Below are 21269 nucleotides of genomic sequence, written 5' to 3' on the forward strand. Positions count from 1 at the left end.
TTTGGCAGTGGCTGCCAGTATCCACCGGGAGGCTCGAGTGGCAAGCGATCTCGTCATCGATGTGCGGGGGCTCGAGAAGCGCTTCGGCAGGGTGCGGGCGTTGGACGGTCTGGATCTGACGCTCGCCCCAGGGGAGGTGCGGGGATTCCTTGGGCCGAACGGGGCCGGGAAGTCCACGACCATCCGCATCCTGCTCGGGCTCGTGCGGCCCACCGGCGGCCAGGCTCGGCTGTTCGGGGCCGACCCGTGGCGTGACGCTGTCCGGCTGCATCGGCGGCTCACCTACGTGCCCGGCGACGTCGACCTGTGGCCGAAGCTGACAGGCGGCCAGTGCATCGACGTGCTCGGGTCGCCCGGGGCGCCGCTCGACGAGGCTCGTCGCGCCGCCCTGCTCGAGCGGTTCGACCTCGACCCGTCCAAGCGCGTGCGCGACTACTCCAAGGGCAACCGGCAGAAGGTCGCGCTCGTGGCGGCCTTCGCCGCGCCGGCCGATCTGCTGGTGCTCGACGAGCCGACGTCGGGCCTCGACCCGCTCATGGAGGAGGTCTTCCGAGAGTGTGTCCGGGAGCGCGCGGCCGACGGCGCGACCGTGCTGCTGTCCAGCCACATCCTCAGCGAGGTCGAGTCGCTGTGCGACAACGTCACGATCATCCGCCGTGGGCGGACCGTGCTGTCGGGGAGCGTCGCTGAGCTGCGCAAGGTGGCCCGGACGTCGGTGCACGCCGTCACGCGAGGACCCGCTCCCGACATGTCCGGGCACGAAGCCGTCGGTGACCTGGTGGTCGACGGCAACGACCTGATGTTCACGGTCGATCCCGCGGCGCTCGACGACGTCCTGCGCCCCCTGCTCAGCCCGGGCCTGGAGTCCCTCACCGTGCGGCCGCCGAGCCTCGACGAGCTGTTCCTCAGCGCGTACGAGGAGGAGCCGGCGTGAGCGATGCTCGCCGAGGCGGTCTCGGGGTCGTTCTGCGTCTGCAGCTGCGCACGGGTTGGGTGTCGCTGGCGGTGTGGGTGGTCGCGTCGGTCGCGACCTATGCCGCGACGGTCTCCGCCATCGACTCCACGTACCCCACGCCCGAGCTCCTGCAGACGTATGGCGACACCATCGGCTCCGACCCGGCGCTCGCCGCGATCAACGGCACGCCCTACGGGGCGACGACGCTCGGCGGTGTCGCCGCCAACGAGTTCGGGTTCATCGCGGCGATCGCGGTGCCACTGCTCGGGCTGCTGCTGGTCACGCGCGGCACCCGGGCACAGGAGGAGTCCGGGTTGCTGGAGCTGCTGCGTTCCCGCTCCGTCGGCCCGCGTGCGCCCTGGCTGGCCGCGCTGATCGTGACGTTCGGCGTCCTGGTGCTGGTCGGGCTGGGCATCGTCGCGTCGCTCCTGGCGTACGGGGTCGGGCTCGACGACGCAGGCCTGTACGCCCTCTCGATCGTCGGCCTCGGAGCCGTGTTCGCCGGCCTGGCCACGTTCGTCGGCCAGCTCGTCCGGCGGGGTTCCGACGTCATCGGCGTCGGCCTGCTCGTCCTCGGCGCGTCGTACGTCCTGCGCGCGATCGGCGACGTCAAGGACAACGGATGGAAATGGCTGTCCCCGCTGGCGTGGCAGCAGGAGACCCGAGCATTTGCCGACGACCCGCGGTGGTGGCCGCTGCTCGTCGCCTACGGCACGGCGGCGACCCTGGTCGGGGCTGGGCTGGCGCTCGTCGTTCGTCGCGACCTCGGGTCCGCGCTGGTGCCATCGCGCCCCGGCCCGGGCCGCGCGTCCGGCCCGCTCGCCCGTCCGATCGGACTCGCCGTGCGTGGGCACGGCCCGTCCATCGTCGCCTGGGCACTCGGCGCGGCCACGGTCGGAGCGGTGTTCGGGATCTTCACGGATGACATCGCGGAGGTCATCAACGCGAACCCGTCGCTCGCTGACGTGTTCGGCAACGGGAGCGCCGGCGGGGCTACGGACTGGTACGTGTCCTTCGTGCTGGTCCTGGTCGTGCTGATGGCGATCGGGTGCGCCGCCCAGGGGATCGGGCGCATCCGGGACGAGGAGACCGCGGGGCGTCTTGAGCCCGTCCTGGCCTCCTCGGTCCCGCGGGTCCGCTGGCTGGGCGTCCACAGCGCGACGGTCGTGCTCGGTGCGTGCGTCGTCGGCCTCGCAGGCGGTGCCGGGTTGGCGGCCGTGGTCGCTGGATCGACCGGCGGCGGGGGTGGAGGCGTGCTGCACGCGAGCGTCGAGTACCTGCCGGCGGTGCTCGTGATCGGCGCGTTCGGAGTCCTCCTCGTGGGTGCACTTCCTCGTGCCACGGCGGCCATCTGGGCCGCGATCGCGTACGTCGCACTGGTCGAGCTGCTGGGCGAGGCGTTGTCGCTGCCGGAGTGGATGCGCTCGATCTCACCCCTGCACGCGATCGGCCGACTCCCGATCGAAGCGGCGAACCGCTCGGCGATCGCGTGGCTGTGCGCCGTCACGGTCGGGTTGGTGGTGGCCGGGCTGGTCGGGTTCCGGCGCAGGGATGTCCCCCGGTGAGGAGGCGGTTCGGAGGCCACCTTGTCGGCGCGCGCCCGTGGATACGGTGGTGCCCGGGTGCCCGGCCAGGATGTCCTCGCACGCGGCGCGCGCACGCTCTACACCCGTCAGCTCAGTAGGGCGCTCATGCCCACGTGGGCCGGCGTCAGGCTCGCCGACATCACCCCGGCCGCGGTCCGCGCGTGGCACGCCACACTGCTGCCCGGCCGACCCACCGAGCGTGCGCACGTCTACGCGTTGTTCCGCACCATCCTGGGCACCGCCTACCGGGACGACCTCATCGCTGCGAGCCCGTGCCGAGTCTCCGGCGCAGGATCGACAAAGCGCGCCAAGCCCATCCGTCCGGCGTCACTCGCCGAGCTGGAAGCGATCACCGCCGCGGTCGACGAGCGCTTCCGCCCCATGGTCCTGCTCGGCGCCTGGTGCGCGCTGCGCTTCGGCGAGGTGACCGAGCTGCGTCGCGCTGATGTCGACGTCACCTCCGGGGTGCTGCGGATCCGTCGGGGTGTCACCTGGCTCACCGGGGCGCCGGTGGTCGACACCCCGAAGACCGAGGCGGGTTCCCGGGACGTCGCGATCCCGCCGCACCTGCTGCCGATGCTCGCGACGCACCTGCGCCAGCACGTCGCCAGGGGCCCGGACGCGCTGCTGTTCCCGCTGGAGGAGGGACAGAACGTCCAGCTCTCGCCGCACAGGTTCCGAACTCCGTTCAACCGGGCCAAGGCCGCCGCCGGCCGACCGGATCTGACGTTTCATGGTCTGAGGCACACAGGCGCCGTGCTCGCGGCGGCGTCGGGAGCGACCGTTGCCGAGCTGATGGCCCGTCTCGGGCACACCACGCCGACGATGGCCATGAAGTACCAGCACGCGGCGGCGGACCGCGACCGCGTCATCGCCGACGCGCTCTCCGACCTCGCCGTTGCAGCGAGGGCTTGACACCCTCATCGCAGATGAGGGTGTAGTTGGGGTCTGAATGCACGCCGCTACGCCTGTCTCCGCCCGGCTGCGGTGATGGCGCCGAGCCCGACCCGTCCTCCTCCACACCGCCTCCTGTCCGAAGATGACCTGCTTACTGGCCTGATGACCGCGGCGGGTCGCGATCGGTGCAGCCGGTGTTCTCGCGCGGCCATCCGCTGGCAGTCCTCAACCATCGATCGACGCCGAGCGGCGACGACGCCTGCGCAGCCGTGGGTGGTCCCGGTCAGGACGGAGGGTGACCGTCCGGTGACAGTTCCGTCATCCACCGTCGCGGTGGGGCGTCCACCTCTAGCGTTACGGCCATCACCAGGAAGGTGGCGACGCGGATGGACGCGTCCATCGGTTCCGTGGGCGGCCGTCTGGGCGCGGCCGCCACGCGAACGTCTGCGCCCCGTCGCGTCTCGGTGGTCGCCGCGCTGGCGTTCCTGATCCTCGCGCTCGGCGCCCCAGCCGCAGAGGCGCACGCGTTGCTCCTCCGGTCCGATCCGGTGAACGGGTCGGTCGTCGCGCAGGCCCCCAAGGCCGTCACGCTGTGGTTTGACGAGGAGATCTCGCAACCGTTAGCTCGGCCCGCCTGGTCGACCAGGACGGTGCGACGGTCGGCGGCATCCGGAACAAGCACGGGGCCGACGCGAAGGTGCTCACCCTGGCGCTGCCGCGGCTCGGGACGGGGACCTACGGCGTGCTGTGGCAGGTTCTGGCCGCGGACGACGGCCACACCTCGTCCGGGACGGTCGTGTTCACTGTCGGAGCACCCACGGCCGCGCCCGCCCCGACGTTCGGCGCGGCCACCGGTCCGACGCTGAGCGCCGTCTTGCTGAAGTGGGTGCGGATCGCCGCGCTCGCCGCGCTCGTCGGTGCCCTGGCCGTGCTAGGCATCGTGGCGGGGCTCGCCGGACCGCCGCCGCTGGTGGCGGTCACGGTGCGCACCACGCGGAACCGGCTGTTCCTGATGGGGATCGGCGCCGCGGCACTCGGCGCGGTGGTGGGCCTCGCCGACCTCGTCGAGCAGGGGCGCCTTCTGCGTCCACGCGACGGCTCGTGGGTGTCGACCGTCGGCAGCCTGCTCGGCGCCACGCGGTGGGGACACCTCTGGCTCGCCCGTGAGCTCGTCCTGCTGGCCGTGCTGGCCATCCTGGTCGGTGCGCGATCACGGACCGGCCCGGCGATCGGCCGCAGCGTCGCGGCTGTCGCCGGAACCGTCGCCCTCGTTGTGGTCGAGGCGCTCGGCAGCCATGCAGCCGCCGTCGACTCGAGCCGCGCCATCACGATCGGCGCCGACGCCGTGCACATCGCGGCGGCGTGCCTGTGGCTCGGCACGGTCGGGGGGATCGCGGTGATGCTCTGGCCGCATCCCGCCGGCGCGAGCGGTGTGGCGCTGGCCCGAGCGTGCCGGCAGCCGTTCACCCGCCTCCTGCTGGTGAGCGTCACCGTCGTGCTGGTCAGCGGGCTGTACGGCGCGGGGCGGCAGCTCGAGTCGGTCCACGACCTGCTGACGACCCGATACGGTCACACGCTGCTGGCCAAGATCGGGATGGTCGCCGTGCTGCTCGCCCTCGGCCTGCTCAACTCGACCAGCCTGCACGACGCCCGGCTGCTCGGCGGCCCACGGCCGCTCTCCCGGCGGCTGGTCGCCGTCGAGGCCGGTGCCGGAGCGGTTCTGCTGGTTGTCGTGGGACTGCTGGCCGAGACCGCGCCACGGGAAGCACCGGGTGTTCCGACCGTGGCGCCTGCGCAGGTGGTCAGCGGGTCTTTGGCAGACCTGGTGGTCACCCTCTCGGCGACGCCGAGCCAGCCCGGCGCGAACGGGTTCACGGTGAGCGTCGTGAGCACCCGACGACCCGCCCCCGCTCCCGTCGACGGCGTCCGGCTGGAGCTCGCGACCGGGGCGCAGCCCATCGTGGTGGGGCTTCGGGAGGTCGGACCCGGGCGGTACTTCGGTACCGCCGCGGTCGCGGCGACCGGCGTCGTCCCCGTCACGGCGGTCGTTGACAGGGCCGGCGCGCAGGTGGCCGTCCCGGTCACGTGGCACGTCGGCTCTCCGGCCGGGGAGGAGCCGACCGCTCGGCCCGTCGGACACCCGCTCGCCCCGTACGCGAACGGGCTGGCGCTGGGGCTGGTCGTCGTCGCACTCGTGTTCGCCGCGGTCCGCCGCCGTTCAGCCCGCACAGTCCGGTCGGAGCGGGCACCGGTGCAGGCCGACCGGCGGGTGGAGGACGACACGTTGGCCACGCTCGACAACCGGCGTTGAGGCCGGACCGCATCGAGGCAGGGTGCAACCGACCGGGGGGACGGGTTGCGGCCATCGCACGGGCCGGCCCGACGTGTTCGCCGGCCGAGCCGACGGCCGAGGCACGCACGTGTGCGAGAGGCGCCTGGCTCTTACCGCACGACCAGCGTGACGGTCACCTGGTGAACAAGCGACCCGTTGGTGCCGGTGATCCGCACGGAGTAGGTGCCGCGCGGGGTCTGAGAGGTTGTACTGACGCGGACTGTCGACGAGCCGCTCGTGACCAAGGGGTTGACGGAGAAGGTGGCCGACGCCCCGGACGGCAGCCCGGTGGCCGACAGCGCGACGCCTCCGGTGAAGCCGCCCACCGCGCCGACCGAGACGACGGACGAACCGGTCTGGCCACGGGTGACAGTGATCGAGCTGGGTGTGGCGGAGAGCGAGAAGTCGCGCGCGACGACGACGAGCGAGACCTTCGCGGTGTGCACGACGGAACCACTCGTCCCCGTGACGGTGAGCGCGTAGGTCCCGCCCGGAGCGGTCGTCGGGGTGGTGATCGTGAGAACCGCTTCCCGGCACGGGTGATCGTCTGCGGGGCGAACGTCGCTGACCCGACGCTGACGGCCAGTCCGGTCACCGAGAGCGTGACGACCCCGGTGAACCCGTTCAGTGCGCTGATGGCGGTGGTGAACGAGGTGCTGCTGCCCGCGTTGACCGTCCGTGCGGCGGGTGTCGCGCCGAGCGTGAAGCCCGGCGGCGGTGCGACGATGAGGGTGGCGGTTGTGGTCCGCGTCGTCGCACCGCTGGTCCCGGTGAGGGTGAGGGGGTAGGAGCCCGCTGTGGTGTTCGCGGGGAGCGGCACGGTGAGCGTGGAGGTCCCGGACGCGCCTGCGACGACCGACGGGGAGAAGGTCCACGGCGCCGCCAGACCCGCCAGCGAGAGAGTGACGTCGCCGGTGAAGCCGCTGACCGGCGCGACGGACACGGCGAACGTGGCCGTGCCGCCTGCCAGTGCGGTCAACGATGTCGGAGACGCCGCCACGGTGAAGCCCGGCGGCGCTGGGACGACGAGCGTGAGCGGAACCGCATGCGCGAGGGCGCCGCTCGTCCCGGTGACGGTGAGCGTGTAGGTGCCCGGGGCGAGGCTCGGGTCGGTCGTGACCGCGAGGGTCGAGGAGCCGACCCCGCCTGTCACGACGGCCGGGGAGAACGTCCCCGTGCCTTGCGACGACCCGAGGCCCGCGAAGGAGAGGGCGACGTCCCCGGCGAAGCCGTTCGACGCCCCGACGGAGACGCTGACGGTCGCGGAACCCCCGGCCGGCACCGTCATCGACGCCGGTGCTGCCGCGACCGTGAAGTCGGGCGTGCTCGCGAGCCACTGGTAGGCAGCGCCGATGTCGAGCCGCCCGTAGCCGGTGTCGTCGTCGAGGCCCGCCGGTCCCTCGTCGACGGCTCCGGCGATCAGGGCGCTCTCCTGCCGGTCCGCGGACAGATCCGGGAACGCGGAGAGCAGCAGTGCGAGCGCGCCCACCACGTGCGGGGCCGCCAGTGACGTCCCCTCCGCGGTCCGGTAGGTGCCGTACAGGTCGGTGGTCCGGATGCCGACGGCCGGGGCGACCAACTTCGGCGCAGTCGCCCCGGCACAGCCCGCGGGCCCGCGGCTGGAGGAGGCGTACAGCTCGTCGGAGTTGTCGGTTCCTCCGACCGCGAAGGCCTCGGGGTTGTTCGCCGGGCTGCGGACCGACCCCGCCAGGGGACCCTCGTTCCCTGCCGCGAACACGGGCAGGATCCCGGCGGCGCGCAGGGCGCGCAGGTCGGGCTGGAACTCGAGCGAGCAGCCCGCGGTGGACATCGTCCACGAGTCGTTGACGACGTCGGGGGCATCGGGGGTGGCGGGGTTGCCGTCGGGGTCGAGCAGCCACTGGAACCCACGGTGGATGTTGGTCGACGTCGCGGCGCCACGGTCGTCGAAGATCTTCACGGCGATCCAGCTCGCGGCGGGAGCCACCCCGATCGAGCTGCCGCCGGCCGCGCCTCCGACGATGACTCCCATCGTCGAGGTCCCGTGCCCGCTGACGTCCGTCGGGACCGTGGGGTGCTGGCCGTTCGGGTCGAACCAGCTGTTCGTGCCGCCGCGCCAGGTACTCGCCAGGTCCGGGTCGGTCGCGTCGACGCCCGTGTCCATGCTCGCCACGACGATCCCCTGGCCACGGAATCCCTGCGCCCACATCCCGGGAGCGCCGACGTGCTCGATGTTCGGCTCCGTCGCGACGGTGGCGGCCGCCGCGATCGTTCCGACCGTGGGTTCCTGCACGACGAACGTGGACCGCACGGACGCCACGTCCGGGCGCGCAGCCAGCTCGCGGACCACGGCGGGCGTGGCGCGCACGTCTACCTCGTTCGTGATCCAGAACGGCACCACGTCCGTGGCGAGGTGCTGGTCCTGTCGAGCCGCGAGGAGCGCCCGGACCCCCTTCTGTGCCCGGTCCGCATGCGTCCGCAAGGTGCGCTCGACGGCCCCGAGCCGCGCCTTGCGCTTCAGGTTGCGTGCCGCGCTGAGGTCCGCCCTCGTGGTGAGGACGACGGCGACGTCGAGCAGGTCAGACGGCCCGGCAGCGGCCAGCTGCGCCTCGAGCGCCGGATCGATCGACCCGGCGGCTGCCCGGCCCGTCTCGGCGGCAGCCGCACCCGTACCGCCGACGACGACCAGCGACAGTGCGAGGACAGCCGCGAGGACACGCCTCCTACCCGACGACGACATGGTCCACCTGCGCGTCCCCGAGCAGGACCGTGACGACGCTGCCCGTGTGGATCCAGCCGTTGGGGTTCTCGAAGACGAGGTAGTAGGTCTCGCCCGCCTTGAACTGACCGCTGTGCGAGTGGTTCATGAACAGGTCGTGGACGACGAGTCCGGTCTCCTCGTCGACGACCGCCGGTGGGTTCGCAGGGTCGTGCAGGGCGTCGGCGGTGTCCGGGTTGACGACCTGGTACCGCAGGTCGACCAGGCCTCCCGCACCCGTGACCGTGACCCCGACGATCCGCACCCCGCTCCGCGCGACGAGCCCGTCCGCAGTGACCGCCTCCCGGCCCCACGACACCGGGACCGCAGCGTCGGCGGCCGCGGTGGCGTCCTGGTGCGAGCCGTGCGACAGCCAGATCGCGGCCGTGACGACCCCGGCTGCGAGCGCGGCGCCGACGAGCAGCCCGAGCAACCGTGAGCCTCGTGCGGGTTTCGGCGAGGTCGGAGTCTCGCTCGGCTCGACGGTCGTCTGGCTCGTCACGGGACGTCTCGGTTCGCTCGGGGAAGGTTCACGGGTGGATGAAGGTCAGCGCGCCGCCGCCATTCGCCGGGCTCGGGCTCGAGCCACCCTGGGGGCCGTTGGTCACGTGCAGCTGCCTGTTGAACACCGGGAAGCCGTTCGTGCTCGGGGGCGGCGTCGCCGGGACCGTGGCGATCGTGTCCTCTGTGCCGCCGGCCGGGACCGTCTCCGCGACGGCGTCGATCGGGTGGCCGAGCAGTCGGGCGTCCCGGGCGACGACGTGCTGGTGCATGCCGAGCAAGAGCATCGTGGAGTTGTCGAAGCCGGCGTTCAGGTAGCGCAACAGGACACGCTGGCCGGAGGTCGCGATGATGGGCGCCGTCCCCGGGTAGGCCTTGCCGCCGATGAGCCACGACGTGGCTCTGTAGCCGTGCAGGTCGAACGTGTCCGGTGCCGCGTTGAACGCCGCGTCCACGGCGCTCAGCACGAGCAGGGCCTCGACGTCGTAGGCGGTCGAGGCGGAGTCGTAGGCCTGGTTGGCGGTCGCGGACCGCACGACGAGCGCACCGTAGAGACCCATCGCCTCCTGCCGGCCGGCGTCCCCACCGCTCTCGTACAGGTACGTCCCAGGTGCGCTCGCGGTGAACGTTCGGGTCACGGTCGAGCTGATCGGCGCGTCTGTTCCTCCGGGGGCGAACGCGATCCCTGGGGCCTCCAACCGGAGGGTGTGCGGTACGTCGGCCGTCCCGGTCGGCAGGGCGTTCGTCACGGCGATCGTGACGACGTCGCCCTCATCGACCGTCAGGGTCGGGCCGGGCAGGCTGGCCGTCGCCGTGGAGCAGTCGCCGGGGGTCGTCGGCACGCCGAAGCCCCAGATGGGGATCGGCGCGACCTCACCCGGCAGGGTCGTGGTCCCCGCCGTGGCGCACAACGCGATGGACCTCGTGGCGGCCGACGCGCTCGAGCTCACGAGGGTGAGTCCCGCGCCGGCCAGGACGATCGCGGCAAGCGCCGCGATCCTCGTTCGGGTGCGTGCAGGCATCGCCAACCTCCAGGTCAGCTCGGGTCTGGTCATGGCGCGTCGTAGACGACCTTGAGGAGGTTCCCCCAGGTCGAGAAGGCGGTCGGCGAGGGTGCCGTGTAGCGCTGCGAGTGCACGAGCACCCGGATCTGCCCCGCGTTCGCCCCCGTGCCGATGTAGGCGGCCGCGGGGTTGGGCAAGGCCCATGAGGAACTGACGTCGGTCGATCCGACGGGCAGTGGCGGAGCCGACAGGGTCACCCAGCCGGCCGATGTGGACGTCGCGCAGCCCGCCGCTCCACCCACGGTCCAGTTGCAGATCTTCACGGTCTGCTGCGGGAGGTTGCTGGTCAGGCTCGAGCAGCTTGAGGCGGTCGTCGTCGCGCAGTTCGCGCCCTTGTAGGTCACGGCGAGGTTCTGGGCACCGGCGGGCACGCCCGTGAACGCGCCGTACCAGTCGTTCGCCAGGGCCGTGATCGTCGCGCCTGTCGCATGGGCCGCGGCCGTGGAACCGAGCTGACCTCGGGTGACCGTCCAGGTGGTCGTTCCCTGCCCGCCGGTCACCGCCAGGACCTCGTTGTCGATGCGGACGTCGAAGGTTCCGGTGGTCGGGAACCCCACCGCAGACGCGACCGTGATCGTCGTGGCCGTCGAGGTGGTCGCCGTCGGCCGTGTCGTGACCTTCGGGTTCACCTGGTAGTAGGTCGCGTCGTCGACGCCGAGCGCCGACACCGCGCCGCTCTTGAGGGTTCCACCCACGATGCTGGTGGACGTCGGGTAGGCGGTGCAGCCGCCGGACGGGTCGACCCGCAGCAGCGTTCCCATCCCGCCGAAGCCCTGGTCGAAGTTCGTGAACTCGTTCAGTGCGTGGCTGTGCCAGGGGAAGTACCACTCGCCGCAGATGTTCTGCGAGACGGTCCCGGTCGGCAGGGTCCCGCTGTAGCCCAGGTACGGACTGCCGCTGTAGTAGGTGTTGCCGTCCTTGAAGAACACGTTCCGGTAGTTCGGTGGGGTCACGGGGAACGGCTTGGTCGTCGGGTTCCAGCTGTCGGTGTCGTCCCAGCGCAGGAGGAAGTCCTCGGTCTGGCCCGAGGCGATCGTCTCGCCGAAGTGCTCGGTCGTGGTCACCAGGCGACCGTCCTGCGCGATCTGCGTGGTGTGGTTGCCGTGGGGGTGGAACGGGTGGTTGGCCAGCCCCACGTTGATCATCCGCACCAGCGCGGGCTGGTTGTTCGACGGCGTGTTCGGCTGGATCCGCACGAGCGAGCCGTACGGCTGGTTGGGCAGCTCCGAGTCGCCGTTGTCCCGGATCGTGTCCGGGAACTGCCGGCCGTTGATCGAGAAGTACCTGTTCCGTTGGGCGTTGAGGTCGTACGTGCCGTTCGTCTCGACGGCGTGGTGCAGGTCAGGGTCGATCTCGTTCAGCAGCAGCAGGTACTCCCGGCCCGGGTTGAACTGCGTGGACGCGTCGTACGCGTAGCCGTCGCCGATCGTCGGACGCACGATGAGCGCGCCGTACAGGCCCATCTCGACCTGCTTGGCGACGTCGGAGCCGCTCTCGTACAGGTAGGTGCCGGGGCTGCCCGCGGTGAAGCTGTAGCTGACGGTCCCGGTGTTCGCGGCGGCCTCGCTCGTGAGCAGGCCGGGGTTGCCGCCCGTCGCCGTCACGGCCGAGTCCTGGCCCGGGAAGACGATCCCGGAGGGCTCGGGCAGCGTGTTGGTGAGGTGGACGACGACAGTCTGACCCTGGGTCGCGCACAGCACGGGTCCTGGGGTCTGGAAGCGGCCGCTGTCCGGGGCGTCGGCGTTGCCGTAGCTCCACATGAAGACGCTGTTCCCGTCCGGCGTGTCGACGAAGCCGGTCGTGGCAACCAGGTCGAATGTCCGCGTGGTGCCGACGACGGTCCCAGCCAGGCAGACCATCCCGGTCTTGGGCGCGCCCGGCGGGAGGGCTTGGGCCGGCAGTGGCGCAGCGACCGCCAACCCGGCGGCCAGTGCGACGACGACGGCGGCGCGCCGGGCTCGTGGCCTCATCGTTGACTTCTCTCCGTGGCGCGGGGCCACCGCTCGCTCAGACATAGGTCTGGCTCACGACTGTCTGGGGAGGAAGCGCGTTCGGGTAGACGCGGACCTCGGTCATCATGCCGCCGGGGCCGGGAGGGGCTCCGAAGTTGGTGAGCTCCGCCAGTCGCGGTTCTTGAAGTAGTAGACGTTGTAGACGCCTCGCGTGTCCGAGCCCGAGGGCAGGGCGGGACTGTAGGCCGGAGCGTCGAAGAGGACGTCCCGGGCCTCGCCCGGTCCGATGTAGATCGTGTTCGTCCAGTACGACGTGTCCACGCCGCCGACACCGCCGTTGCGCAGCAGCGAGGCGTCCTGCCCGATGACGTGCATCGGGATCCCGGGCAGCTGCATCGCGTTCTGCTCGTAGCCCAGGTTCGCGAGCCGGAGCAGGATGCGTTCGCCGGGGTTCACCTGGACGAGCGCCGAGTTGGGCTGGCTGTAGTCGATCGCGCCGTCGTAGTTGGGGTTCGGTGTGCCGATCCGCAGCGATGCGGGCAGGCTTGCCGAGTCGTTCGGGAGCAGGGTCTGCGGGTAGACCCGACCGTTCAGCGTGAACCAGTGCGGGTCGTAGTCGGTGGCGATGGTCTCCTGGATGTCGCGGTCGCCGTCGTGGAAGTCGCGCCAGAGCTCGTTCATGAGGATCGCAAAGTGGCGGTGGTAGCCCGTCGAGCCGTCGCCGTCGTTGTAGGCGAACTTCGAGAAGCCGCCGACGGTCGTGCCGTCCTGGAGCGGCCGGACGAACACGATGCCGGTCATGCCCATCTGCACGTGCTCGACGTCCTCGAAGTGGCAGTGGTACATGTACGTGCCCTCCCTGTGAGGGCGGTAGAAGTACGTGAACTGCTTCGCGATCGGGACGGCCACCGACACCTCGGGGACGCCGTCGTTCAGAGGTGACGGCACGTCGAAGCCGTGCCAGTGGATCGTGTGCGAGTCGACCAGGTCCGGGCGCTGCTTCAGGCCCATGTTGGTCAGCGTGATCTTGATGTCGTCGTTCTGCAGGAAGTCGAGCGTCGGAGCCGTGTGCTTGGCGTGGCCTTTGTACGTCGAGATCGTCTGCGAGACCGACAGGCCCGGGTCGACCGGCACGAACCCGAAGATGTACAGCGGGTTGCCCTCCCGTCCGGGCACGCTGATGTAGCCGTCGGTCGCGATCAACGACAGCGCGGTCGTGGCGGCCGAGGCAGGGACGAGCAACCCCTGCCCCAGCACGTCCACGGCGACCACCGTGCCGACGGCACCGAGACCCATGAACTTGAGGAAAGCCCTCCGGTCGAGGCCGTTCTGGCGAGTTTCCATCCCACCCTCCCTGGCGACGATGTCGGTCACGGCAGGACCACCGGAACTCCGACGAGCTCGTCGGCCCCGAGGTCCCACGGCGTCCTGACGCGCAGGCTCCGGAGCTGCGGGCGGTACTGGCCGTCGTAGTCGCCGAGACCACCGAGTGCAGGCGACAGCGTCGGCGCCTGGATGCCGCCGCCCGCGCAGGCGTTCAGAGCGCCTGCGGGTGCGGGGAACGCGGTGTTCGAGCAGCGCACGCCACGGTCGATCACGCCCGACCCTGCCGTGATGTGGAAGTTGCTGGTCAGCCCGACGGGTGGGTCTCCGGCCGTGAGGGTCACAGCCGCCGTCTGCGGGTCGAGCCGCGACCCGGTGACGGCCAGCTCCGCCGTGATCCCGATCGGGTTCACGAAGAGGGGGTCGGAGCTCAGGTTGCCCTGTCCGGCCGGCACCGGGCGCTGCACGCCGTCAGATCCGAGGATCTGGCCGTTGGTCAGGTCGGAGTACCGCGGCGTGAACGTGTCGGCGTTGTTCGTCGTCCCGTGGATCTCGAGGTCGATGACCCCCTGGCTGACGAGCGTCGCGCCGGGTCCGGGCTGGTCGAGCGTGTACGCGGTGTTGTTCCAGAAGACGTTGTTGAACAGCGCGGCCGGACGCGAGAAGTCCGGGGAGCCCGCGGGGAGCATCGCCTGGAAGAGCGGGTCGTTGGCCTCCGAGGCCAGGCCCGCCGAGTGCGCGTTGCCGTCGGAGTTCTCCGACGACGCGGTCGAGACGTTGCTCGCGACCGTGGTGTTGACGATCCGGACGTTGGAGGAGTCGTCGAGCATGATGCCGCCGGCGATGTCGGCCGCACCGTTGTCGACCACCAGGTTGTCGCGGAGGTTGATCGCCGCGGTCAGGGCGTCGAGAACGAACACCCCACCGCCGTCGTCGCCGCTGTAGTTGGCGGTGATGAGGTTGCGGTCCACGTTGACGGGACCGGTGCCGGCCCCGAGCCCGCCGGCGACCGGCAGCTCGGACTCGATCGCGACCCCGGCGCCGGAGTCGACGGCGTCGTTGTAGTAGATCTGGTTGTCGTGGATGTTGCCGTTCGGGCTCAGCCCGATGTGCGAGACGCCGGCGCCGTAGTTCACGCTGAAGTTCGAGCACACGATGCTGTTGGCGACCTCGTAGCTGTTGGAGTCGTCGAAGATCCCGAGGCCACCGGCCTGCGTGAGGCCGCCGTTGCCGAGGAACCGGTCGTTGGAGACGCGCACGTTGTAGTTGTGGCTTGCGGGCGCGTACGGCTGGCCGATGGCCATGCCACCGGCGACCACGCCGCTGTTGTTCTCGAGGACCGTGTTGGTGACCTGCAGGTTGTTCGCGTTGGCCTGGACCTGGATGCCGCCGGCACCCTCGCCCTGCCCGGTCATGAGTCCGACACCGTCGGTGCGGGCGGCGCTGAAGACGCCGACCGTTCCGGCCGGGACGTTGTACGCGGTCGCGCTCTGCGCCACCACCGTCAGGTCGGCACCACGCAGGACTGTCGGCATCGTCGGATCGACGGCGTACGGAGCGTGGGCCGCGACGGTGGCGTCGTAGGCGGTCGCGTTCTGCTGGAAGTAGCGGCCGTCGATGACGGAACCGACGATGTTGAAGCGCGGGTCCTCAGGGTCGCGTGCCTGCAGCTCGTGGGCACCGATGATGCCGCCGGCGCCGAGCCCCTGGATCTTCAGAGGCTTCCACTGCACGACGTTCTCGTTGTAGACACCGGGCCGAAGCACGAGCAGGCTGCCCGCGGCCGCTCCGTCGATCGCGTGCTGGATCGCGTGGGCGTCGGTGCCGGCACCGGGCGGTGGAGCGGCGACGTTGACCACCGGCGGGTTGTAGGTCACCCCGCCGCCGGTGCCGAGTGCGTGCACAGTGATCCCGTTGACCGAGGACACAGCGCCGTTCGCATTCGCGGTCGTGATCGTCAGCTGCTTCTGCCCGGCCGGGAACGTGGCGCTGAGCGCGGGCACCTGGATGACGATCGTGTCCGGTGTGGCCCCTGAGCCCGGCGTCCAGCTGACGATGCCGCCGTTTGCGCGTGTCAGCGTGGTCCCCGTTCCGGTGCGGTCGTCGGTGAGGGTGACGGTTCCGCCCGTGGCGCCGGTCGGACCGGCGGTGCCGATGAAGTCGCCCTGGATCGTGATGCGGCGCGGGTTGGCGGCGTTGCCGCCGTTCGCGGCGACTGCGTTCGGGACGTACGGCGTCGACACCTGGAGCACCTCCGGACGGGCCGGCACGGCCGGGTCCTCGCAGCCGGTGCCCGAGATCGGGTCGAGCGGGAGGTCGAGCGGGTCGTCGTACCCGGCCAGGCCTCTGCCGGTGTGGTCGCCGTGAGCACGTTCGGGTTGTACCCGGCGTTCGGGGCGGCCTTCGAGCCGGGGTCGTCGACCGTGATCAGGTACATGCCCGGGCACGGTCCCTGGGGGATCGGGCAGTTGAACGTCTCCGTCGACGGGACCAGGGCCTCGAACGTGCCGTCCGCGCTGGTCGTCGTGGTGGTGAGGAGGCGCCAGTTGTTCGCGTCGTACGGGAGGTTCACGTTCGGGGTCGCGCAGCCGGGGTTGTCCGACGGGCAGACCGTGTCCACGCGCGCGTAGATGCCGACCGGGATGCCGACGATGGGCCGTGGCTCTCCGTACCAGGGGGACTGCTTGTCCCGCTCGAAGTAGATGTCGTTGAACACCTGCCCGACCAGGCGGCCCGGCTCCGGCACGTCACCCGTGCGGGTGTCGGTCGCGTTCGTCCCGTTCGGGTCGGTCCGGAAGTTCGTCATCATGTGGAAGTCGGCGTTGGCGTTCTGCCCGTTGGTCAGGACGACGAGGCGCTTGTCGCACAGCGGCGCGTGCGCGCCGGCCACGCCGTAGTACGTGCTCCTCGGGGTGAGCGACGTCTGGTCGATGACGTGGTCGTCGCCGGTGCACGTGGGCGGCGGGATCGCCGGCGTGAACTTGTTGCCCAGGTCGACGTTGACGTCCTCTTCCTTGACCGGGCGGTAGAGGCAGCCAGAGCCGTTGCCAGGGATGGCGCCCTTGGCGTCGCTCACGTTCTGGGACCCGCCGACAGGGTTGCAGGGCCGGGTGTCCGAGCTGTCCTTCGGCATCACAGCGTGCGTGATGTAGGTGCCCGCGACGAGCGGGGTCGGGTCGGTGCCGCCGATGCACGTGCCGTCGTCGGCAGCCATGTCGTACCCGTTCGCGCAGTAGCTCGAGAACGCGTAGCCGCCGTCGAACGCGCCGTCCTTGGTGTGCTCGCCGGTGAGCGGGACCTCGAGGCAGTTCGGGCTGATCTTGGCCGCGAACTGGTCCGTGACGTCCGTCCCGGTGAAGTCCCGGATCGGGCTGCAGCTCTGGGTGAAGGCGTTGCCACCCGGCTGCGGGTCCTGGTTCGCGCTCGGCTGCTGCCAGTGGTCGGTCACGTACTTGTTGAGGATGACGTCGTCGGACGTGTTCGGCACGCCGTCCGGGCCCGGACCCTCGAGGTAGACGGTCACGTCGGGGATCGCCGGCTCGTAGTCCTCGTGCGCCTGGAAGCGCGCGTCGAACTCGTTTCGGGTCGTGGCGAAGTAGGTGATGCCGACGATCTGGCCCGGCGTGCCCGCGGCGTAGTCGCGCTTGCCCCAGTCCACGGTGGCCCGGTGACCCTCGAGCAGCAGCTGGTTCGTCAGCAGGCCGCCGCCCTGGTCGGTCGGGATGCAGTTGGGTGCGGGCACGGCGGGAGCAACCACCGAGCAGGAGGGCGTCACGGCGTCGGTGAGCTCGTCGTGCACCGACGGCCCGGGGTACGCGGAGAACCGCGCGAAGCCCTGCTCGTTGACGAACCAGCGCCCGAGGGCTCCGCCTTCGGCCGTCGGGTACTGGTAGTAGCCGTGGGAGTCGGTGAAGGTCGATTCCTTGATCGAGCCGTCGCGCCACCGCTGATCCATGTCGGTGTTCGGGATCAGGGGCTCGCCCGGGTCCAGCTGGCCGTTGCCGTTCGTGTCCTTGTAGACGTGGCCGTCGAGCCAGCCGAACCAGCGCGAGACACCTAGGCCCGTGCTGCCGTCGTCGCCCACCTCGTTGACGTCGACCGACTGCCCGGCCGCGACCGTGACGGGTTTGAACCGCATGATGTAGGTCAGCTGCTCGTCCCAGACCGCCAGGTTGTAGGTGCCCGCGGGTACGCCCTGGATGTCGAAGTTCCCGGCGGCGTCGCCTCGGCCGACGTAGACGGTCCGGTCGGTCGTGCTGTCGGACAGTGCGACGAACGGGTTCTCGACCGGGTCGTTGAACGTGCCGGTCGTGTAGGGCGCCCACTCGACCCAGTTGAGTGCGGTGCCCGTGACCTCTCCTGTGCCCGCGGTGGCGAACGGCTGAGGTGCGCAGACGAACCCGAACCAGTAGGCCGTCCGGTTGTTCGGCGCCTCCCACAACTGCTCACCAGGTGAGCCGGTCCCGTCGCTGCCCTCCTCGACGGAGGCGAGAAGCTGGAGCCCGCCGTCGATCGTGGTGGTCTGGTACCACTGGCTGTTCGGGTCGGAGTTGCAGGGGCCCTCGGGCGGGTGCACGTCGATGAAGTACGTGGCGGGCCCGAGGTTGTCGATCTGGTTGAAGCCGTCCGCGCCTGTCAGGCACGTGCCGCCGCACAGCGGGTCGTTGTTGTAGTCGACGGTGACGGCGCTGTTGGTCTGCTCTGTGAGGCCGACCTGGAATCCCTGCAGGCCTCCTTCTTCGGTGTCGGGAGCGCCGTTCGTCCAGGCGTTGTCCTGGAACACGAACACCCGGATCTTGCCGAGCGGCAGCGGGTGGTCGTCGTTCTGCACGGTCAGGTCGATGCGGGCGGTCATGGAGCCGTCGGCGGTCGTCGCGCTCGGCAGGGTGATGTGCTTGCCCCACATCTTGTGGCCCAGCGACCGCACGGAGATGAGGTACCGCCCTGCCGGCAGGCTCGCCGTGGTCTTCCCCTGGTTCCCCTCTGCGACGATCTTGCTGTTGCTCTCGGTGCTCACGCCGAGCGGGTCGGTCGGCAGCTTCGAGTTGTCGACGTTGATGATGTAGTTGAAGTTCGCGAGCGCCGTCCCTGTCGGAAGGTCACGAGCGTCCACCGTGACCGCGCACCCAGCGGCCGGGCAGGTCGTCGCAGCCTGCGCCGGCGGCGTAGTGACAGGCGACGCCAGTGCGACGACACAGGTCACGAACGCAGTCGCGAGCGCGGCGAGCGCGCCCTGGGCGGCCCGGATCGCGCGACCGCCGTGCCGTGACCGTGTCCCGGTTCCCGCAGCGGGCCGACGGCGACCCGCCGCCCCGAGGCGTGGGTTGCCCTGACGAATGCCCGACCCGTGTCCGCGCATGGTCACACCTTCCAGGCGGCGCCGCTCCGCTCCAGGCGGCCGTGCCTGGGGGATGCGTCAGCGCCTCCATGGAAGCGGTTGTGACGGCGGGCGGAGCCTTCCTGACCGAATTGTCATCGGGCAGTCACAGCCCGGTCATATACGGCTCCCAGGGTCCAGACCCCGGGCAGCGGTGCTCAACGGGCGGTCTCGACCCCGAGGAGCTCGTCGCCCTGAGCTCCGCCCGGAACCCTCTGCGCGTCGGGGAGTTCGCCCGGGACCTGGGCCCGGGGGCCCAGGGGCACGACCATGAGCATCAGGGCGCCGCCCTCGGCGGAACGCCCGGCCACGATCCGGCCTCCGCGATCGGTCACCAGGCTGCGGACGAGGCTGAGACCGAGACCCGTCTGCGAGAGCTCGTCGCGCGGCGGCTGCAGGTCGCCGTCGGGGCTCCCATTGAGAACGCCGATCAGCTCGTCGCTCAGTCCTGGACCGGAGTCGGCGACGCCCACGGCGATCTGGTCGGCGTCGCGTGCGCCGATCAGGCGCACGGTGTCTTCGTCGGCGGTGTAGCGGACGGCGTTCTCGATCAGGGTGTCGAGGCAGGCGCGTACCCGCTCCGCCGAGCCCTCGTACACCCCGGCCCGCGCCTCGACCACCCAGTGCCGGTCTGCCACCTGCGTCCAGCGCTCGGCCGTCTCGCGCAGGATCGCGTCCATGTCGACGCGGGCGACATCGCGATCTCCTTGCAGCCGGATGACGCGGACCAGCCGCTCGGTGACCCGGGTCAGCCGGTCGAGCTCGTCCTGGACGACGGCGAGGTCGTGCACCTTGTCCGGCTCCTGCTCACGGTTGAGGAGCAGCTCGATGTAGCCGCGCGCGATCGTCAGGGGCGTGCGCATCTCGTGGGACGTCAGCCGGGTGAGGCGGTGGGTGCTCTCCGCCCGCTTCCGGTCCCGCTCGGCCATGACGGTCAACTCGGCCAGCGCGAGCTGTCGTCGACGGACGTGCCAGACCATCAGCACCGTGAGCACGGACATGAGCGGGATCTCAGCCGTCTCCTGCCAGCTGAGCACGCCGGCCGCCGCGCGGTCGACGAGGACCACCCCGGTGGCGAGCGTGTACAACGCCAGCCCCGTCACGGCCCGGCTCAGGCGCCAGTTGCCGAGTCCGTACAGGAGCGCGAGCCCGATCCACCCCACGTGGTACGGGATCGTCTCGTTCCCCGGCGACGCCCACATGAGCCAGGTGCAGACGACCGCGAGGGCGACCCACGGGTAGTAGAGGTCCCCGCGGGCCGTGCGGTCACTCGGCGGAGAAGCAGTATCCGACACGACGGATCGTCTCGATCGGAGGGTCCGGCTGCAGCTTGTTCCGTAGCCGCCGCATGCAGACCTCGACGACGTTGCTGCCGGGGTCGAAGTCGAGTCCCCACACGTCGTGCACGAGCTCGCCGCGGGTGCACACCTCGCCATGGCGGCGCATCAGGTGCGCCAGGAGTGCGAACTCTCGTTCGGTCAGCGACACCTCGTGGTCCGCGAGCGTGACCCGACGCCGCTCCAGGTCGAGCCGGATGCCTCCCGCGCGTACGAATCGAGTCTCGGTCCGCGTGACGGTGGTCGGCCCGAGGTGGCGCCGCGTCCGGGCAAGCAGCTCGACGAGCGAGAAGGGCTTGGCGACGACGTCGACGGCGCCGTGGTCGAGGGCCCGCACCCGGGTGGACACGTCCGTGACGCCGGTCAGGACGATCACGGGGGTGGGGTCCTCGCGCTGACGCATGGCCGCCAGCACCGTCAGCCCGTTGCAGCTGGGCATCACCAGGTCGAGCAGGACGAGGTCGATGTCCTCGGCCGCGAGCCGGTCCAGGGCGCGGAAGCCGTCCGCGGCAGACACGACGTCATGCCCTGCGGAGGCGAGCGAACGGCTGACGAGCGTGCGGATCCGCTCCTCGTCGTCGACGACCATCACCGTGCTCACGGGGGTCATCACCTTCCTGGGTCACTGACCCGCGAGCTGCCCCTACGGCCGCGGCCGTTCCAGCCCCATCGCTGAGGCCTCCTCGGTTGGCCGGCGACACGGAACACCGCGAAGTGCGGTCGGGGCACCGCCGACCCGATGTAGTCAGGTACGGACTCACCATGGCCCGCGTCGCAAGAGGGGGACAGAGCGACATGGGGTGAATTTCCCGTTTGGCCCGATATGAAGTTGATTGAGCAGTGGGGTCGGTCACTCGCGGCGGCCGCCCCGGGCAGACCCGCGATCACGATCAGCCCGACCACGACGACCCACATCGGCGCAGGTGACGGGCCCTTCGACCGGCGGTGGATGGGGGATTCGAACCCCCGAGGGCCTTTCACCCAACACGCTTTCCAAGTGTCTTCGAGCGGTTCCCTGAGGACCTGGCCACGTGCGTTAGTGCAGGTCAGCGTTGGGTCGCGCACCCGGCGATCGGCCCGGAACGACCGCGCACAGAGCAAAACTGCTACCGGGGACCACCCCAACTCTCAGTCCTGCAGGCCGCGGCGCTCCAATTCCGCCTCAGCAGAACGGGCCTTCTCCCGCCACATGCGACTCGCCTTGGGAT

At 70.8% G+C, this 21269-nt stretch carries 12 protein-coding genes and 1 pseudogene; 5 read left to right on the forward strand and 8 right to left on the reverse strand.

The genetic code is table 11. The features are described 5' to 3' along the window. Nucleotides 1–37: 37 nt before the first annotated feature. The 5 genes and pseudogenes from AC38ZX_RS04555 to AC38ZX_RS04575 all read left to right on the forward strand — a co-directional run bounded on the left by AC38ZX_RS04555 (nt 38) and on the right by AC38ZX_RS04575 (nt 5749). Entirely contained in the window at nt 38–934 is an 897-nt protein-coding gene (locus tag AC38ZX_RS04555; protein ID WP_491296494.1) for an ABC transporter ATP-binding protein, read from the forward strand. Beyond that, nucleotides 931–2520, forward strand: a complete 1590-nt coding sequence (locus AC38ZX_RS04560) for an ABC transporter permease (protein WP_491296495.1) — start codon at nt 931–933, stop codon at nt 2518–2520. The genes AC38ZX_RS04555 and AC38ZX_RS04560 overlap by 4 nt, the downstream gene beginning before the upstream one ends. A gap of 57 nt (nt 2521–2577) precedes the next feature. Beyond that, complete coding sequence (locus AC38ZX_RS04565) at nt 2578–3456, forward strand: tyrosine-type recombinase/integrase (RefSeq protein WP_491296496.1); 879 nt, start codon at nt 2578–2580, stop codon at nt 3454–3456. Between the two features lie 368 nt (nt 3457–3824). Continuing rightward, nucleotides 3825–4690: pseudogene (locus AC38ZX_RS04570) on the forward strand (copper resistance CopC family protein); the annotation flags it as partial. A 147-nt stretch (nt 4691–4837) separates the two neighbouring features. Next, entirely contained in the window at nt 4838–5749 is a 912-nt protein-coding gene (locus tag AC38ZX_RS04575; RefSeq protein WP_491297300.1) for a CopD family protein, read from the forward strand. Nucleotides 5750–5903: 154 nt separating this feature from the next. On the opposite strand, the gene AC38ZX_RS04580 is transcribed toward AC38ZX_RS04575, so the two are convergent. The 8 genes from AC38ZX_RS04580 to AC38ZX_RS04615 form a co-directional block, all read right to left on the reverse strand. Beyond that, nucleotides 5904–8489: a S8 family serine peptidase gene (locus AC38ZX_RS04580; RefSeq protein ID WP_491296497.1), complete on the reverse strand. Its 2586-nt coding sequence runs from the start codon at nt 8487–8489 to the stop codon at nt 5904–5906. Then, entirely contained in the window at nt 8473–9009 is a 537-nt protein-coding gene (locus AC38ZX_RS04585) for a hypothetical protein (RefSeq protein ID WP_491296498.1), read from the reverse strand. The genes AC38ZX_RS04580 and AC38ZX_RS04585 overlap by 17 nt, the downstream gene beginning before the upstream one ends. 28 nt (nt 9010–9037) lie before the next feature. Further along, entirely contained in the window at nt 9038–10063 is a 1026-nt protein-coding gene (locus tag AC38ZX_RS04590) for a multicopper oxidase domain-containing protein (RefSeq protein WP_491296499.1), read from the reverse strand. Continuing rightward, the gene (locus AC38ZX_RS04595; RefSeq protein WP_491296500.1) at nt 10060–12042 is read right to left on the reverse strand and encodes a multicopper oxidase domain-containing protein; all 1983 of its coding nucleotides are present in this window, start codon (nt 12040–12042) and stop codon (nt 10060–10062) included. The genes AC38ZX_RS04590 and AC38ZX_RS04595 overlap by 4 nt, the downstream gene beginning before the upstream one ends. 105 nt (nt 12043–12147) lie before the next feature. Continuing rightward, entirely contained in the window at nt 12148–13368 is a 1221-nt protein-coding gene (locus AC38ZX_RS04600) for a multicopper oxidase domain-containing protein (protein ID WP_491296502.1), read from the reverse strand. 2053 nt (nt 13369–15421) lie between these two features. Beyond that, complete coding sequence (locus AC38ZX_RS04605) at nt 15422–18460, reverse strand: hypothetical protein (RefSeq protein WP_491296503.1); 3039 nt, start codon at nt 18458–18460, stop codon at nt 15422–15424. A gap of 422 nt (nt 18461–18882) precedes the next feature. Further along, nucleotides 18883–20019: a sensor histidine kinase gene (locus tag AC38ZX_RS04610; protein ID WP_426594687.1), complete on the reverse strand. Its 1137-nt coding sequence runs from the start codon at nt 20017–20019 to the stop codon at nt 18883–18885. Next, a complete protein-coding gene (locus tag AC38ZX_RS04615) occupies nt 19991–20662 on the reverse strand; it encodes a response regulator transcription factor (RefSeq protein ID WP_426594688.1) in 672 nt (223 codons plus the stop codon). The genes AC38ZX_RS04610 and AC38ZX_RS04615 overlap by 29 nt, the downstream gene beginning before the upstream one ends. Nucleotides 20663–21269 lie beyond the last annotated feature (607 nt).

Source organism: Cellulomonas sp. McL0606 (assembly GCF_058248365.1).